General features: G+C 43.2%; 13 protein-coding genes. 4 read left to right on the top strand and 9 right to left on the bottom strand.

Annotation, left to right across the window (positions count from 1 at the left end; translation table 11 throughout):
- Complete coding sequence (locus tag BTV98_RS04840) at positions 1-3030, bottom strand: hypothetical protein (RefSeq protein ID WP_075103054.1); 3030 nt, start codon at positions 3028-3030, stop codon at positions 1-3.
- Complete coding sequence (locus tag BTV98_RS04835) at positions 3023-3874, bottom strand: hypothetical protein (protein WP_058369150.1); 852 nt, start codon at positions 3872-3874, stop codon at positions 3023-3025. The genes BTV98_RS04840 and BTV98_RS04835 overlap by 8 nt, the downstream gene beginning before the upstream one ends.
- A 401-nt stretch (positions 3875-4275) precedes the next feature.
- Here BTV98_RS04835 and BTV98_RS04830 point away from each other — a divergent pair, with 401 nt between their 5' ends.
- The 4 genes from BTV98_RS04830 (at position 4276) to BTV98_RS04815 (ending at position 8013) form a co-directional block, all read left to right on the top strand.
- On the top strand, positions 4276-5535 hold the full coding sequence (locus BTV98_RS04830; RefSeq protein WP_075103053.1) for a YbfB/YjiJ family MFS transporter: 1260 nt from the start codon (positions 4276-4278) through the stop codon (positions 5533-5535).
- 150 nt (positions 5536-5685) lie between these two features.
- Positions 5686-6378 (top strand): glutathione S-transferase family protein, encoded by a 693-nt coding sequence (locus tag BTV98_RS04825; RefSeq protein WP_058369148.1) that lies wholly within the window; start codon positions 5686-5688, stop codon positions 6376-6378.
- Between the two features lie 172 nt (positions 6379-6550).
- Entirely contained in the window at positions 6551-7411 is an 861-nt protein-coding gene (gene yghU, locus BTV98_RS04820; protein ID WP_256713856.1) for a glutathione-dependent disulfide-bond oxidoreductase, read from the top strand.
- Between the two features lie 17 nt (positions 7412-7428).
- Complete coding sequence (locus tag BTV98_RS04815; protein ID WP_075103051.1) at positions 7429-8013, top strand: TetR/AcrR family transcriptional regulator; 585 nt, start codon at positions 7429-7431, stop codon at positions 8011-8013.
- Between the two features lie 68 nt (positions 8014-8081).
- Here the strand turns inward: BTV98_RS04815 and BTV98_RS04810 are convergent, their stop codons facing one another.
- The 7 genes from BTV98_RS04810 to maiA all read right to left on the bottom strand — a co-directional run bounded on the left by BTV98_RS04810 (position 8082) and on the right by maiA (position 17437).
- Positions 8082-8939 carry a CoA ester lyase gene (locus tag BTV98_RS04810; RefSeq protein WP_256713840.1) on the bottom strand — a complete coding sequence of 286 codons (858 nt, stop codon included), beginning with the start codon at positions 8937-8939 and terminating at the stop codon, positions 8082-8084.
- A 160-nt stretch (positions 8940-9099) separates the two neighbouring features.
- Complete coding sequence (locus BTV98_RS04805) at positions 9100-10386, bottom strand: FAD-binding oxidoreductase (RefSeq protein ID WP_075103050.1); 1287 nt, start codon at positions 10384-10386, stop codon at positions 9100-9102.
- Between the two features lie 17 nt (positions 10387-10403).
- The gene (gene nhaC / locus BTV98_RS04800; protein ID WP_058369024.1) at positions 10404-11867 is read right to left on the bottom strand and encodes a Na+/H+ antiporter NhaC; all 1464 of its coding nucleotides are present in this window, start codon (positions 11865-11867) and stop codon (positions 10404-10406) included.
- Between the two features lie 139 nt (positions 11868-12006).
- Positions 12007-13497 (bottom strand): aldehyde dehydrogenase family protein, encoded by a 1491-nt coding sequence (locus BTV98_RS04795; protein ID WP_058369023.1) that lies wholly within the window; start codon positions 13495-13497, stop codon positions 12007-12009.
- A 177-nt stretch (positions 13498-13674) separates the two neighbouring features.
- Positions 13675-15102, bottom strand: a complete 1428-nt coding sequence (locus BTV98_RS04790) for a VOC family protein (RefSeq protein ID WP_075103049.1) — start codon at positions 15100-15102, stop codon at positions 13675-13677.
- Positions 15103-15431: 329 nt separating this feature from the next.
- Positions 15432-16382, bottom strand: a complete 951-nt coding sequence (locus tag BTV98_RS04785) for a LysR substrate-binding domain-containing protein (protein WP_256713839.1) — start codon at positions 16380-16382, stop codon at positions 15432-15434.
- A gap of 413 nt (positions 16383-16795) precedes the next feature.
- Positions 16796-17437, bottom strand: a complete 642-nt coding sequence (gene maiA, locus BTV98_RS04780; RefSeq protein ID WP_197409084.1) for a maleylacetoacetate isomerase — start codon at positions 17435-17437, stop codon at positions 16796-16798.
- Between the last annotated feature and the right edge of the window lie 57 nt (positions 17438-17494).

Here is a 17494-nt window from a genome sequence, read left to right as displayed (position 1 = left end):
TCAGCTTACCTCATGGCTATCAATAGAGGTCCGAGTCCTATGAATGGCTAGGTCACTTTCTTTGTTAGAACTGTCAGAGCTTGAACTGTCATGATTGGAGACTGATTCATCATCCAAACCAAGCTCAGAGCTACTATCCTCTTGAGTACCCCAAAAGTTAATCGCTTCAGGCATGATATTGAGTACGCAATCCGCCACCTGCGGTACATGCTCAAGCACATTATAATCCACGTGTATCCAGCGTTTGACCGACTGACATACAGAGGTGCGCTGTGTGGGCGTCGCACAAAATGCAGAAAATCCATGTTGACCAATACACTCAATAATGGTTTTGGTATTGGTGTCATCAAGATCACCAATCTCATCAATAATGATGGGCATTTTAAACGAGCTATTGGGCATGAATATGCGCCCAAGCAAGATGGCAATGATCGAAGCCGTTATGGTGCTGGTTGTACCGCCCGACTGTGACTTATCAGTGATCGTGCCATCGGACTTTTGGTATTCAAAGCTGATTTTGCTAATGATGTCTCGCATTTTTAGCAGACCTGTACGCTTACTAGCATGCTTATCGACATAGCTAATGAGCGACTGATAAAATTCTCGTCCCATAAGCTTGGTTTGGGTAACGTCATAGCTTTGATACAGCTTATAGACATGATTGAAGTCTGCATGGCGGTGTAGCTTTAGCCGCACTTGGTCAAGGTTAGATATCTTGTGGGTGTTAAGCTCTTTGTTGATAGTAGCGATGCTGTCCGTTAGTAATTGATGTGCGTCGCTTATCTCTTTGAGCTGATTACTAATAATATTATTGTGTTCGGCAATCTGCTGTGTTTGGACGTTTTGCTGGTACGCCAAGGTGGTAAAGCTGGTGTTATAGGCATCAACTATTTGACCCATCTGTACCAAATTCTGGATTTCTTTAAAGGTATCTACCCTCTCGTTTGGAACTTCTTTTGTAAAATCTATCACTTCCGATTTAAGATAGGCTTGCTCTGTGACCAAGTCTCCTGCTTGTGCTATTAGTTTATTAATTTGGGCAACATCTAATTCTAATTGATTACCATTGTGTGTTTGCACATACTCTACTTCGTAATTTTCAATGTCTTCTTCACTATAATACTGATGATTAGTTGCCTTTGAAATCTGCTTTAAGCCAGTGTCATAAAACTCAAACTTGCTACTATTCTCTTCCAGTTGTTGTTTTTTGGACTGAGCTTGATTTAAGCGTTGGCTTGTTTGTCTTTTCTGCAGCTCTAATTCTTTTAATTCATCACTGATGGCTTGCTGAGACTGTTGTTTGTCTGTAAGTTCAGCTCTATATTTACTCAAGTCCTCCATAGCAATATCAAAGCGTTTTAGAGCATTAAGATGTGTATCCAAAGTGGCAATCTTGCCTGCAATCTCTGTTAAACGCTTACGCCGTGACTCTCCACTACTATCAGCCATAGTGAGATTGATTTCTTTAATTTTCTTATCAATATTTTTGATCTTCTTTTCCAGCTCTTCAATGTCTTGGCGTAGTTGTGTCGCCTGCTCTTCGGCATTGAAAGCTTGTGTTTGCGTATTTGGCAAAACCAAATCTTCAAACGCAAGTAAATCACTATCAGTGGTAAAAAAGTTGGCAAAATCATCTAAAACACGATGATGAGCATCTGTCAGATTCATTGCTACATCGGCAAAATCAGCATTTAAACTCACTAACACATCTGCTGTGTGCGGTGCTACTTGGCTTAATAATAGGCTATGAATATTCTGTGCTTGAGTTTTCTTTTTATCTAGTTGCTGACGATGATTGTTTTGCTGACTGACCATTTGCGTAAGCATCTGCGCTGTTTGTTCGCTATCACTAAGAGCTGCTTGTTCCGCCGCAAGCTGTTGATGATCAACATTTAATGACTTATATAGCTCATCAGCATTTGTACTATCATGTTCGGACATCACCTGCTGGGCAGTCACTATTTGTTGATTGGTTGCATCGAGAGTGTTTTTTAGCTGAGTAATAACACCTGCCAGCTGATTCTGTTTTTTATCGAGATCATTGTACTGATTACTTAATACTTGATGGGCTGATTGCGCCTCACTTAGATCTTGGCTGGCTTGTTGATGACTGCTGGTATACGTGCTTTTTTGCTTGGTTAATTGACGAGATAATATGGCGTGTTGTTTACCAATCTCCATAATTTTTGCGTTTAGATGCTCAAAGCTGCTTTTGATGTGTGCGTAACGTTCTTTATTATTATTGAGTATTTGTAGCTCTTCACCCTTTTGTATGAGTTGATAGTAGTCTGCTTCTATGCTGGCAAGGTCGGCACTCATCTTCTCTTGAGGGCGACTGCGCTTCATCTCAACTAAAGTGGCGATAGCATCCGCGAGTGACTCACTATCTCCTGTACCCGCATCAAACGCCATTTGATAGATGTTACTAAAGGCTTTTACTGCATTTCTATTATTATCTGACAAGGGCACGATACAATAGCGGCTGTCATCACGGGCAAAGTTGTGGTACATCAGCTCCACGAGTCGCTTGTCATCATTGACATGGATGCCATTATGCTTTTTATTAAATGCCAACAGCTTGTTGATACTAATGTCTTCAGCGAAGTTATGGGTATCACTGTTCCAAAATAGCGGCCGCACTAACTCATAGGGCAGCGGTAAAAACACTCGATAATAACGATAGCTGCCTGCTCGATACAGCACTACGCAAGATGTGCCCAAATCGTTTTCTATTTCCATCGCCAAAAATGACTTATCCGACGGAAAGTAAAACTCGTAGGAGTCTTCTTTAGAGTAAGTGCCTGCTTTACCTTTGAATTGGAATTTTTTATCACAAGAGCTAAAGTCAGTTTCCGGATACAGCATAAGCTTAGTAGCAGCCAAGCTTGCTGTCTTGCCAGCATTATTAGCACCAAATAAGGCTAAATGCTCATCAAGCATAATCTCTGAATAAGCATGACTAGCAGAGTTAACGAATACAATCCGCTTTAGGACAAAATTTAGGGCAACGTCTACAAGCATGTCATTCATACAAAAAGCTTTCCTGTTCTATGGCTTTAAAATTTCGGCTAAGTACTTGGCAAACTTGAGTTAAACCCTGATGGTCTGCCGTAAGACTTCTAACTCTAGCGACATCATCAGCCGAAACTCGGCGTACTACTTGACCGACTCTATCTTGAATATCACTCGGCATTAAAAATTCATAATTTATATTGGGTAGTAGATTAATGATGTTTTTAGCTATAGTCACGCCGCCCAAGTCGATATCAAAACAGAAATACAGCTTTTGGTAGCTTGCCAAAAAATCTTTATGCAGTACATTGCTAATCTCATTACCAGCAGCAAAAACGATATCATAGCTTCTACTGTCAAATTGGCAATAAGACTGCAAAAAACCCACTGTTTTTTGCCATTGCAGAAACAACTGTCTGTTTTCTATCAATAGCACATCAGTAGCTTGTAGCCGTTGAGCGCTGTTAATAATAGAATTTGGAGGGAAGCTAGCTTGACCATGCTCGTCAAACAACACCACGATGGGATATGCTGAGGTGTTGCCTGCTGTGTCTTGAGAGCTGGGCTTTATCATCATCAAATAAGAGCCCATCACCTTATGCTGATGACTGAGATTTTGCTGTGCAGCGCTAACGCGATCAGCACCTGCTTGATCAATGAACCTAGTCAGTTCTACTAATAATTCATCTTCAATATGAGTGACTCGGTAGCTATTCCCTTTTACTTTATCTGCTTTGATATTTGTGAGCTCAAAGCGATAGTCCAAATTCAAACCTTTTATGAGCGTTTGTAGACGGATCAGATTAATAGGTTTGTCGTTATGGATATTATCTAGAATATTACGCAGGCTATTGGCACTCATGGCATACTTTTGTGTTGTTTAAGATGTGAACCAAGGCTTAATGTATGCAAAAGTCCCAATCAATGCAAGGTTTAAAATAATCTTATGTTTGCTCTATGCTTTTGTAACTTAGCATTCAAAGCCAAACTTTATAATCATTTCAGCTATTTACTCAAATACTAGTTTTGCTTAATTACTAGTTTTGCTTAAACACCTATTGAACGAACGTTCAGGTAAAGTTATACTCATTTCTATTGGACATAATTATGCAACAGTTGATTAAAGACTGACACAAATAGCTAAGCAAGGAGCGAAAGCTATATGAATAAGATTCAAATCAGGGAAGTATTTTTCTTCGATCTAAATACAATTATAATGGGCATCACGAACTTTCGAATTCTTCAACTTGTTGGAGATTCGTGATGCCTGAGGACATTATTCAACCAGATAAAGCTCATACACCTCCCCTCAGACTAGGCAGCTTACATTACGCTTGGATTGTGGCTGCGACAGGCTCTGTGGCGATGTTTTGTGGACTCGGTTTAGGGCGATTTGCATTTGGTATGCTATTGCCATCGATGTCGGCTTCTTTGGGACTCAACTACACTCAAAGTGGAATACTGGGATTCACTAACTTGATAGGATATCTCGTTGCGGTCCTTCTAAGTCCGCTAATCATACCTCGATTTGGTACTCGAGTTACTGGTACTGCCAGTCTGCTCTTAATTGCAGCCTCTATGCTCGGTATGGCTTTTACTTCAAGCTTTCCCCTACTTTGCGCGCTCTACGTATTGACTGGTATTGGTAGCGGCGGCGTGGTGTTACCGATGATGAGCGTCATGTCGCATTGGTTTTTCCCCTCACATCGTGGGCTCGCTTTGGGACTGGTCATGGCTGGCCCTGGATTTGGTATTATTTTATCAGGCTTCGTCGTTCCAAAGCTTTTGCCATTCTCAAGCTTGATGTCTTGGCAAACGGGTTGGCTGATTTTTGCCATTATTAATGTCATAGTGGCTTGGCTTACCTTTACTTTGATCCGCAATCATCCAGACGATGTTAATCGAAACCCTTTTGGACGTACCCCAACTTTACCTGTAAAAAATAAGAAAAAGCTAGAGCGTAGTAACGTCAAACTGCTGGTACATTTGGGCATTATTTTTGCCATTTATGGCGCCACTTATATGGTTTACGTGACCTTTATCGTGACCAGCATGGTTGGATCATATCAACTGAGTGAAGCGACTGCGGGTGGTATTTGGGCATGGATTGGTCTACTAAGTGTCTTTTCAGGCATGCTTTTTGGCTGGATCTCTGACCATATCGGCAGACGCCTTGGGCTTGCGCTGGCGTTTTTCTTCCTTGCCCTCGCTTATCTTCTGGTGGGGTTGACTGATTGGCATTTAGGACTGTATTTGTCCATTATTTTGTTTGGCTTAGTGGTTTGGAGCGTTCCTGTCATTATGGCAGCCTCTGCTGGCGATTATTTTGGCCCTGCAGCGGCGGCAAGTGCACTTGCGGCGCTGACTTTTGCCTTTTCGGGTGGACAGGCGCTTGGGCCAGTAGCGGCAGGTTATCTTGCAGAGCTCACGGGAGACTTTAGCATTAGCTATATGGTGTCTGGCATTGCCGCCTTTGTCGCCATTGGACTTGCTTTGTTATTGCGTCCGCAAAAATCTGCTTAGCCTATTTTGTAAGAGGTCTTTTTATAGTTAACATGCATAACATGAACGATTGCTCAAACTATATTTGTTAAATCATACTTGAACGGTCGTTCATTTATGTTTATAGTGACCTAAGACTCACCAAACCCTTCACGCTTTTAGGACATTACGATGCTTAAGTTTTATTTCCACCAAACTCCAAACCCTATGAAAGTGGCTCTTTATCTGATGGAGACAGGTTTAGCGTACGAATTAATACCAATAGATACGATGAAAGGTGAGCAGCACACGCCTGAGTACCGCGCCATTAACCCAAATGGTAAAACCCCAGCTATCGAAGATGATGGAAACCGTGTCTTTGATTCGACGGCTATTTTGATGTACTTGGCTGAAAAAACAGGCAAGCTTGCAGGTCAGCCAGAAGATAAAGGCGAGATGCTGTCGTGGCTCATGTTTATCGCGACAGGCTTGGGCCCGTTTTCTGGTCAATCTGTGCATTTTAGACATAAAGCACCAGAAAAAGTTCCTTATGCGATCAATCGCTATCTTCGTGAAGCAGAGCGTCATTATGAGGTGTTAGATAAGCACATGGAAGGCCGTGAATACCTGGTTGGTAACGATTACTCTATTGCCGATATCTCCGCGTGGGGCTGGGTCGATAAGGCAACGTTTGTATTGGGCGAAGAAGGATTAAACAATTATCCTAACCTCAAACGCTGGTTTGCTCGTATAAACGCTCGTCCTGCGGTAGATAAAGCGCGCAATATCGCTAAAGACGTTCAGTTCAAATCTGATTTTGATGACGCCGCTGCTCGTGCGCTGTATCCACAAAACTTTGCGAAAAACACTGAATATAATAGTTAATAAATAAAATAGATACACTGGAAGAATACGCGAGACTGGTACAAATTTTTCTTATTTACTATGCCTAGCCGCTCGATGCCGCAAAAAATATGTACTAGTCTCGCTGTGTTTATTTTATAAAACCTTGACCGTAATAGTAGTCATAAAAGTAGCCATAACAAAAATAGGAATAATAATGGAAAACCAATACGTACCCCCAAAAGTCTGGACGCATGATACAGAGAGTGGCGGTAAATGGGCCAGTGTGAATCGCCCCGTTTCAGGCGCTACCCATGAAAAAGCATTACCAGTAGGCAAACATGCTTTGCAGCTGTACTCAATGGGCACGCCCAATGGTCAAAAAGTCACCATCATGCTAGAAGAGTTACTAGCCTTAGGTAAAGACGCAGAGTATGACGCTCATATGATTAATATTGGCGAAGGCGATCAGTTCTCATCAGGCTTTGTCGATATCAATCCCAACTCTAAAATTCCCGCCCTCATTGACTACTCCAGCGCTGAGCCTGAAATTGTATTTGAGTCTGCTTCTATTTTAGTTTATCTTGCTGAAAAATTTGAGGCACTACTGCCTGAAAAAGGCAGCAAACGTACCCAAGTCTTTAATTGGTTATTCTGGTTACATGGTTCCGCGCCCTACTTAGGTGGCGGGTTCGGACATTTTTATGCTTATGCTCCCGAAAAGTTTGAATATGCCATCAACCGCTTTACAATGGAGACTAAGCGCCAGTTGGATGTGCTCGATAAGCAATTGGCGAAAAATGAATTTATCGCGGGTGATGAGTATAGTATTGCTGACATTGCCACTTGGCCTTGGTATGGTAACTTAGTCTTAGGCAATCAGTATGAGGCCAAGGACTTTTTACAAGTCGATGATTATACCCATGTACAGCGCTGGGCTAGAGGCATATTAGCACGTCCAGCCGTACAACGTGGCCGTATCGTTAACCGTACATCGGGTGAAGTCTGGGAGCAATTAGAAAATCGTCATAGTGCAGCAGATATCGATAAAGTGTTATTATTGAAGCCTAAATGACTGTTAAGGTGAAAATGATGAGTGCACAAGCAAAGTTTAATCGTGACGAGGTCATCGAAAAAGCCAAAAATCTTTACTGGGAAAAAGGCTATCATGCTACCTCTATGAGAAACTTGCAAGATGTGGTGGATATGCGCCCTGGGAGTATTTATGCTGCTTTTGGTAATAAAGACAATTTGTTTAAAGAGGCTCTCAATCGTTATGCAGACGAAGGAGCTGTAAATCTTGCCAATAGTATTGCCCAAGAAGAAACCGTCGTCGCAGGCTTAGAGCGGTTCATCCGTAAGGTGACTATTTGCAGTAAAGGTACTGCTCCTAGCGGCATGTGCATGGTCGTCAAAACCATTGGTGAGCTGACGCAAAGCGACAGTCCAGAACTGCTAAGCTATGCCACTAGCATCTTAGAACGGGTGGAAGCCTCTTTTGTGAAGGCCTTTGAACAAGCCATCGATAATGGTGAGATTAGCTCTGATAAAGACCCTGCTGAACTGGCGCGCTACTTCCAAATTCAGCTCATAGGCTTAAGAACTTACGCGCAAGTGAGTCACGATACTGCTGCGGTTGATCAGTACATTGATGGTATCTTTGAGACACTGTTATAAGAATGCCTGTTTTATAAAAGTGCCTGTTTTTTATAAACCAGCTTTTTTTCACCTATGTACTTTTTTGCCTATGTATTTGTACTTAACAGCCGCATACAACGCTGAATCACTGGCGCATCGACCATCTCGCCATCTACTTTAAACACTGCTTGTCCACTGCGCTCATATTCTTCTACCACACGCCTAGCGAACTCAATTTCAGCAGCTGTCGGTTTAAGCGCGTTTTGTACCACAGCCACTTGCTTGGGATGAATACACAGCATGCCTGACATACCCATCTGCGACCACAGCTGCACGCGCGCGCCTAATCCTTTGGCGTCATTAAAATCAGGATATACCGTATCAATAGGCGGTAATAGCTGATTGATTTTTGAAGTAAGGATTAATTGATAGCGAATCTGATTGGCGACGATATCTGCCGCAGGCGTCCCTACCTGGGCGCCTAGATCATTGCACAAATCCAAAAATCCATAGCTAAACGCGAGCAGTCCTGATGCTTTTGCCATAGCATCGACTCGATGCAAACCGATGGCGTTTTCTATTAATGCAATGACAGACAGTCCGGTTAAATGATGAATATATTCGATATCTGTGGCCTGCTCAGCTTTAGGCAGTATGATGCCAGCAAGATTTGGCATCTGCTCGCATGCTGTTATATCTTTGGCAAAATCAATACTACTCGCTTGATTAATGCGCACCCAAACTGGTTGATAGTCTGCACTATCATAATATCCTTGTAATGCTTTGCGCGCTTGTGCCTTATCCTCTAAAGCCACCGCATCTTCTAAATCAACAATCACTGCATCTGCACTACTAGCAAAGGCTTTGCTTACTCTATCTATTCGAGTCGCGGGTACAAACAACCATGTCTTGATGTTTGCCACATTAGCCATATGAGTGAGATTTTTATTGCTAGGTGCTTGCATGTTAGTGTCCATTTTTTTAAATATAATTGTCTTATGAATGATGAAAATAGAAGAAAAAAGCCAGACAACATAAATGCTGTCTGGCTTTAACCATAATAGTAATATCGTTACTAAGCAATATCTTTGCTGATTTGTATGACTTTTAAAGATGCTTAGCTATTTATCTAATAATTTTTAGACATTGTCCTGCATGATACAGCGTCAATCCTACTTCAGTAAATCCAGACTTGAGTCCTACAAAGGAGATTTTTGCTTCTTCTAAGCTTTTAAATGGTAGTGGAATACTGTCTCTATTACCGGTCAGTATATAATCTGCAAAGCATTTACCCATCATGGTACCAGTAGTAATACCGCGCCCGTTATAAGCCGTCGCTGTCAATAAGCCTTCATCAGGCTCCATTACTCGAAAAATATGATCTTGCGTAAAGCCAAAGCTACCACACCATTCATATTGCCATTTAAATGCTGGCAAATCTGGATAATAGCTCTTTTGTACAGCGTTGGCCCATGATTGGTAAAAGGATTTTGGCTTAAGCTGGGTACCACCGACCGTTCCTAATAATAAACGATCATCCTTGTCACGGCGAAAGCTAGATAACGCTAAGCGTGTATCCCATGCACCTGTCTTATAAGGCAAAATACGATCTGCAGCCTCTCCGCTGAGCGGCTCAGACGCAATCTGATAGTAATAAACCAGATAAAACGTCTTGGTAATTTCTGTCCATTCGCCTTCGGTATAGGCATTCGTCGCAATAATAACGCGCTCAGACTTTACGCGAGCTTTAGCAGTCCTTGTGTACCAATAACCATCTACTTTCTCTAATGCTTCAACAGCTGAATGCTCGTAGATGGTGACACCAAGACTGGTCGCTACTTTTGCCAGTCCTCTGACATAAGCCAGCGGGTTTATGGTACCAGCACGATGATCTAGTAGTGCTTTATTGATACTCTTGGTACCGCAGTATTCATGACATTTGCTTCCGGTCAACACCTCAACATTCGCACCCCGACGGCTTAGTTGCTCGTATCTGATATCGACATCGACTTCACCTTTGGCATTATGAGCCATGTGGATATTACCGGCTTGCGTGGCCTGCGCATCGATACTATAACGTTTGATTAAGTCAAATACTAAGCTTGGCGCTTGTCCTAGCGCTTCTGTTAGACGCTCACCTGCCTCTTCGCCTAGCGCAATATTTAAGTCATCAGGGCGCGCCCAAGTCCCTGCATTGACTAGCCCTACGCTTTTTCCTGAACCGCCACTACCGATTGTTTTACTTTCTAACAAGATAACTTTGACACCTTTTTCGGCTAAATGAATCGCAGCCGATAACCCTGTATAACCGCCCCCAATGATACAAATGGTCGCTTGGGTATCGCTACTCAACTGGCGGTAGGTGTCAATATTGGGCGCAGTCATGTTCCATAAACATTGCTCTTGCAACATCTCATACTCCCTTTGTATCAGACCTCATTGGTTAAGGCTGAAGTAGTCGTGTCAAGCTTTTCTACAGTAGGCTCTTCACGCGGTATAAACTTATTAAGGAACGCCCATAACAAGCCAAATAAAGGCGATAACCAACATGCAAACGCAAAAGGCGCATAAGTCAATGTCGCAATACCAAGTGTGGCGGCAACAAAGCTACCACCCATGTTCCAAGGGATAAGCGGTGACAATAACGTACCACTGTCTTCGATAGAGCGTGTTAGCGTCGTGCGCTTATAGCCCATCTCTTTATACTTCTCTTTTAATAAACGTCCTGGTAATACCAAAGTGGTATAAACGTCTCCGATAAGTGTCCCTACGCTCAAAACACTACCATAAGTCGTAAAAATCAGACCTAAACGCGACTTCACGAAATGGTTAATCTTTGCCATGATGGCTTTGAGTGTGCCGTAATGTTCAAGTGAGCCGACAAAAGCGAGTGCGAAAATGGTCAAGGTAATGACCCATGTCATCGACATCACCCCGCCTTTTGATAGCAGTTGATCTACTACATCAAAGCCCGTCTCACTGACATAGCCATTCTGTAAAACATTAAAAATCTCACTAACGCCAACGCCTTGCAGAAAAAACGCAATAAGCGATGCTACGACGACACCGCCTAACACCGTCGGTATCGCTGGCATTTTCATAACAGCCGCGATAACAACTACAAGGGCAGGCAATAAGGTAATAATGCTTAAGTTGTAGTTGTCAGCCAAGCTTGTTTGCAAAGCCTGAATAGAGGACAAGTCGATACTGTCATCACCATAACCCATACCAATCCAAGCGTAGATGGCTAAAGCAGTAACCATCGCTGGCACGGTCGTTGGCAGCATACCTCTAATATGATCCCAAAGCTCAACACCTGCCGCGGCTGGTGTTAAGTTGGTTGTATCTGACAATGGCGACATTTTGTCCCCAAAAAAAGCACCGGAGACGATAGCGCCGCCTGTAAAATGTGCTGGAATACCAAGCCCCATACCGATACCCATCATCGCGAGACCAACCGTACCCACTGTGCCCCACGAGGTACCGGTGGCGACAGAAATAATGGCACAAATAATACAGACTGAAAATAAAAAAGAGGAAGGAGAAAAAATACTAAAACCGTAATAAAGAATGGTCGGTACGGTTCCTGCAATAATCCATGAGCCAATGAGCATACCGACACCCATGAGAATAATCATCGCCGGTAAGCCTATCTTAATAACCTTTAAAAACCGCTCCTCCATACCCTGCCAGTCACGGCCACGCATCTTCATAAACAAGCCAGTGATCAAGATGCCGCAAGCTAGCGGTATGTGCGGGGTAAAGTCTTTAAATACGAAAAACTGCACCATAAGAATCATGGCAGTCAATACTAGAGGGGCAATATCAAGTAAAAAGTTAGAAGATGGACCATAGCCATCATTAGCGGGGTCGTGCGGTTTGTCATCTATCATGATAGATCTACCTTCCTTAGTAGTCGTCAATAGGTCTTGCAACCAATCCTTAGTTGCTTATTATTCTTAGTCTGCCAAGCCTACGTAGAGTACGCTTGGCAATTAGTGTCCAAACATCAAATGCCCAAACAGCTTGGTATTAACCAAAGCTAATACCTTGGGCAAGTGGTAACTCTGTCGAATAGTTGATGGTGTTGGTTTGACGACGCATATAGGCTTTCCATGCGTCTGATCCTGACTCACGTCCACCGCCAGTTTCTTTTTCGCCGCCAAACGCACCGCCAATCTCAGCGCCGCTAGTACCGATATTGACGTTAGCGATGCCGCAATCACTACCACGATCGCTGAGGAAAGTTTCAGCTTCACGTAAGTCATTGGTAAAGATACATGACGAGAGCCCTTGCGGAACATCGTTTTGCATCTCAATGGCATCATCAAAGTCTTTATAGGTCATGACATATAAAATCGGCGCAAAGGTCTCGCTTCTAGCAACGTCATTTTGCTCATCAAACTCTACAATGGCAGGCGTGACATAATAGGCATCAGGGTATTTATCTGCTAATACGCGCTCGCCACCTGTGACTGTACCGCCCGCTTCTCGAGCCTTTTCTAACGCGGCTTGCATGTTATTAAAGCTGTCTTCATCAATCAGTGGACCGACCAAATTGCCTTCTAATGGATGACCAATACTGACAGTCTCATAGGCTGATTTTACGCGTGGTAAAATATCGTCTTTAATAGATTCGTGGACGAAGAGACGGCGTAATGTGGTGCAACGCTGACCTGCCGTCCCAACTGCGGAGAATATAATGCCACGTAAGGCAAGATCTAAATCGGCTGTTGGCGCCAAGATCATCGCGTTATTACCACCAAGCTCAAGCAAACATTTACCGAAACGATCGGCAACTTTTGGCCCGACAGCTCTACCCATACGCGTGCTTCCAGTCGCGCTTACCAGAGCCACGTCTTTGTTTTCAACTAAGGCATTACCGACATCTGTCTTACCCAGTAATACTTGTGATAGATGCTCTGGTGCCTCACCAAACTTAGCCAATGCTTTTTCGAACATGGCCTGACAGGCTAACGCTACTAGAGGCGCTTTTTCTGATGGTTTCCAAATCACAGGGTTACCGCAGACGATGGCCAGCGCGGTATTCCAAGACCACACTGCCACAGGGAAGTTAAAAGCAGAGATGACACCGATAACACCAAGCGGATGCCACGTTTCACGCATGTGGTGACCTGGGCGCTCTGAAGCAATCGTCAAGCCATAGAGCTGACGCGAAACACCGACAGCGAAGTCGCAGATATCGATCATCTCTTGTACTTCACCTAGGCCCTCTTCTTTGATCTTGCCAGCTTCAAACGATACTAGCATGCCCAAATCTTCTTTATGCTCGCGCAGCACTTCGCCCAGCAGACGAATCAACTCACCACGCTTGGGTGCAGGCACGGTACGCCATTCCTTAAACGCTTTTTTGGCATTTTGGATTTTATTATTAACTTCATCAACGCTATCTAGGGTTATCTTGCCAATAACCGTACCGTCTATAGGCGTATTGACTTCAAAATCGCCATGTTGATATTGTTCTTGTTTGACACCCATGGCAGACATGTATTGCTCAATCATATTCAATCCTTTGTATATTCATTTATAACGTCCTTAATAGACCTTTAAGCTACCTTGCAACACGTTAACTTGCAAAATAATAAATTTCTTATGGTCATTCCATTTTGGAATGGTGAATAAATAAAATGGCTATGTGTGTGTTTTTTACATAACAGCTTTTTGTACATAACTAATTTTCTATACATAATTGCCTAAAGACATCAAGCAATTTTCCAAGCTTTGAGCTTGTATACTTTCATATAAAGCCAGCTCATCATAGATACTAGCGCCAAGCGCTTGCTCAAACTCATGCTGATTTGAATCACCATCATAGTTGCTCTGCTTGTCTTGTTGAAGATTTGACTGAAAAATACCAGCAGCACTAACAGGCAGAAAATCTTCATAGACGATAGGCTCAATCCGGATAGCGCCTTTCTCAATCAAAGTATTAATTGCTTGTTTTGAATCAACCGTTTGTACATCAACGGTTTCTAAATGAAGCATAGCACTGTCTATATCTGCAGCACTATCGCCTGGTTGATAATAAAAGTAAGCGAGCGCCTCATTATGCATGGCATGATAATCATCAGGGAACGCGTCAAACGCCTTCTCTAAAATTTGATAATACTCCGAGGCATTGTCTGCGTTCGGAGTTACGCCTAATTGATTGCGTGCTTGACCAAGCAGCTCGTCATATAGCGCTCTACCCTTTGGCGTTAATGCCACACCGCGCTGCTCAATCTCACCAAACCGTGCAGTATGATGACCTTCGTCATACTCACCATTTGGGTTTTTAAAACGAACCGCTTCCTCTAATGCCTTAAAGCTCGTCTGTCTTAATAAAATCGGACAATCCCGTTTTGGTGGCCCCTCGATAATGGCTTTTGGCGGAATGCCTTTTGCCTGCATGCCTTGCTGTACGGTATCTATATCCAGCGTTCTAGGAGTCAAATGATTGATATGCGGCCCTTTAAAACCGACGACATCAGCAATGAGGCCGTGCTGCGCTAATAAGCGTTGATATAGCTCTTTTGAGACGGGCGTTTTATCATGCCAGCGAAAGGTCTCTAAAGCCTCTTTTATAAACTGCTCACTTTCCTCAGCCGTCAAACCGCCCTGCGCTTCAAAGCGCTCAATCAGGCTGACAACAGTATCGGTAAAGATATTACGGTTGGCCAATGCGCTTGACGCTTCTTGCTTTAGTGCGTCATCATCGATTAACTCTAGGCGCAATAAAGAGGTAAATACACGAAAAGGGCTTTGATTTAATGCTTGCGCATCAATCGCTCGAAAAGCCGTAGAGTGCACGGGCACGCCAGCGGGCGCCAAATCATAATAGCCGACAGGATGCATACCCATGACAGCAAAAAGCCGGCGCATCATACTAAGCTCGTCCGCTGTGCCCAATCTAATCGCCCCATGGCGCTCCATACTGAGCCTATCAATCTCTCCGGTGTGCGCCAATTGCTCCTTAATATCAGGATGTAGACTTAACACCTCAGCATTCACCTCAGCGACCAAATCGAGCAAGTCACCGTATAGTGGGACTTCGGCTTGGTACATGGCTGACATCGCCTTAGAGAACTTGTGGCGAATAGCATCGCAACTTACAAACGTATGATTCACAGATAGACATCCTTGTTAAAATCCCAGAAATTTTATTTGACGCTTATCATTGATTTGAGCAAAACCCTGCTGACTCAGCAAACGAATAATAGTTGTGCGCTCATTCCTTTTTGTCATTGCCCACAGAATGATAGATTTGATGAATGACTTGGCAAAGAGGAAGTTACTTCTCTTTGCCAAGAAATATATATTTAAAAATTGATTCTAAGTTCAGCGATGCGCTTTAAGATGTGCTTTAGATAAAGAGTAGGTTTTGAATACAGAAGGGTCTTTAGATGAAGTCCGGCACAGGCTTGCCGATGAAGATAAATATAAAACCGTTTTAGCGGTCAAAATACAAAATCTAGTGCCTCCTCATATTGATTAGAGGTTTCAAGATACGCTGAGACCCATTCTAAAATGACTTTTACCTTGTGCGATCTCCCCAAAGATAAAGGATAAGTTATATAGTAAGATCCTCGCCCTTTTGACGCATAATTCCATGCTGTCACTAGCGCTCCAGACTGTAGCTCAGGAGCGACCAAGCGCAGTGGTACGAGTGCGATACCATAGCCGAGTAAGGCCGCTGCAATACAAGCATGAAAAGTATCGAAGCGCGGGCCTACAAACGTTCCGTCAATACTGATGCCTTGTTGCTTAAAATACTCATACCAAGCACTTGGACGTGAGCTCAACTGTAGCAAGGTGCAATTATCTACGTTACTCGTACAAGGGTTTTTATCCCGCAAATATTCAGGCTGGCAGACCGCCACACAATACTCGTCAAATAGCTTAATCGCCTCCATACCGCCCCAAATACCATCACCATATAAAAAAGCAATATCGACATTTTGATCTTCAGAAAAAAACGGCCCAGCTTGCTCTTTTATATCTAGATTAATCAACGGATGCTCCTGGCTGAACCCTTTTAGCGCTGGTATCAGCCAGCGTGAACAAAACGTTGGATGTGAGGCAATCTTAAGCACTTCTGTATTGTCACTATGTGACATCAAACTGGTGGTCGCCACCTCAATATGCTTGAGAATCTCCAGCACTTCAAGGTAATAAGTCTTGCCGGCTGGTGTCAATGAAATCCGGTGCGGCGTACGATAAAAGAGTGAAATGTTTAACATCTCCTCTAGCTGCGCAACCTGCTTACTGATGGCGCTTTGCGTCATATGCATCTCTTGTGCAGCATGGGTAAAGCTCAGATGCCGCGCGGCCGTCTCAAAACACTGCAGAGCGGTGGTTGAAGGGTATCTTCTAAACGCAAGGGGCTTGCTGGTTTCCGTTTTCATCATTTATATTTTTTATCTCGTATAAAGCCTAGGGCATATGGAACATTCACAAATAGACACTGTTAATTGCAACTAGCATATCTAAGCTGGCAAACTATAGTCACAGCAGTATAAAAAAGATACAAAGAGACCGGGATAAATGTTACAAAGCCTCTAATAAAAACACTGGTTTAACAAGTATTAGAATTATATCTCAAATTAGAGTACCAGACAGCAGTTACGAATGTTAAACCAAGCAATCCTTTATCTTTGATGGTTTAATAAAAAGGATTATTTTGCAAACATTTTACCAGTCATAAAACGACCATAGAACGACGCCAAAAAGCCGATAACAAAATAGCTATCGGCTTTTTGAAGTGAATGACAATGAAATAATTAATAGTTAAATCAGCGGTGAACGCATTTAAGCGTTATTTTTAATGCGGTGCATCAGGCTGATTCATAGGATCTGCATCAAAAAACGCTTGAAGCGTACGACAATGCTCATCAATGGCCATAATATTTGGATAAGGCGTCAAATCAACTTTGAAGCGGCGAGCTGAATAGACTTGCGGGATTAAATAGCAATCTGCGAAGGTTGGACTGTTACCGTAGCAAAATTTGCCGCGCGTCTCATCTTTTGCTAATAACGTCTCTAACGCAGCAAAGCCTTCTTCTATCCAGCGCTGACACCATGCCAACACTTCATCTTCATCGACTGACAACTCATTGCGTAAATATTGCAAGATACGGCGGTTATTAATCGGATGAATGTCACAGCCAATCATCGCGCTTAGCGCTCGCACTTGCATACGGCCAGCAGCATCTTTGGGCAATAACGGATTGTGCGGATAAACCTCTTCTAACCACTCTAAAATAGCGGGGCTTTGATAAAGCAGTAAGTCGTCCGTCTGCAAGGCAGGGACTAAACCTTGGGGATTGATGGCCTTAAATAACGGCTCAGACTGCTCATCCTTTGCCAAATTAATAGAGATCGCATCGTAATCTAAACCCTTTAGGTTCAACGCGATACGTGTACGGTGTGACGTGCCACTACGAAAGTAGCCATAAAGTGTCATCATAGTTATTCTCCTGCCTATGTCATTGTAAGTGCTGAGCTATAGATGCTGTAGATA

This window comes from Psychrobacter sp. Cmf 22.2, from assembly GCF_001921745.1.
Taxonomy (GTDB): Bacteria; Pseudomonadota; Gammaproteobacteria; order Pseudomonadales; family Moraxellaceae; genus Psychrobacter.
This window is presented reverse-complemented; position numbering and strand designations above follow the sequence as displayed.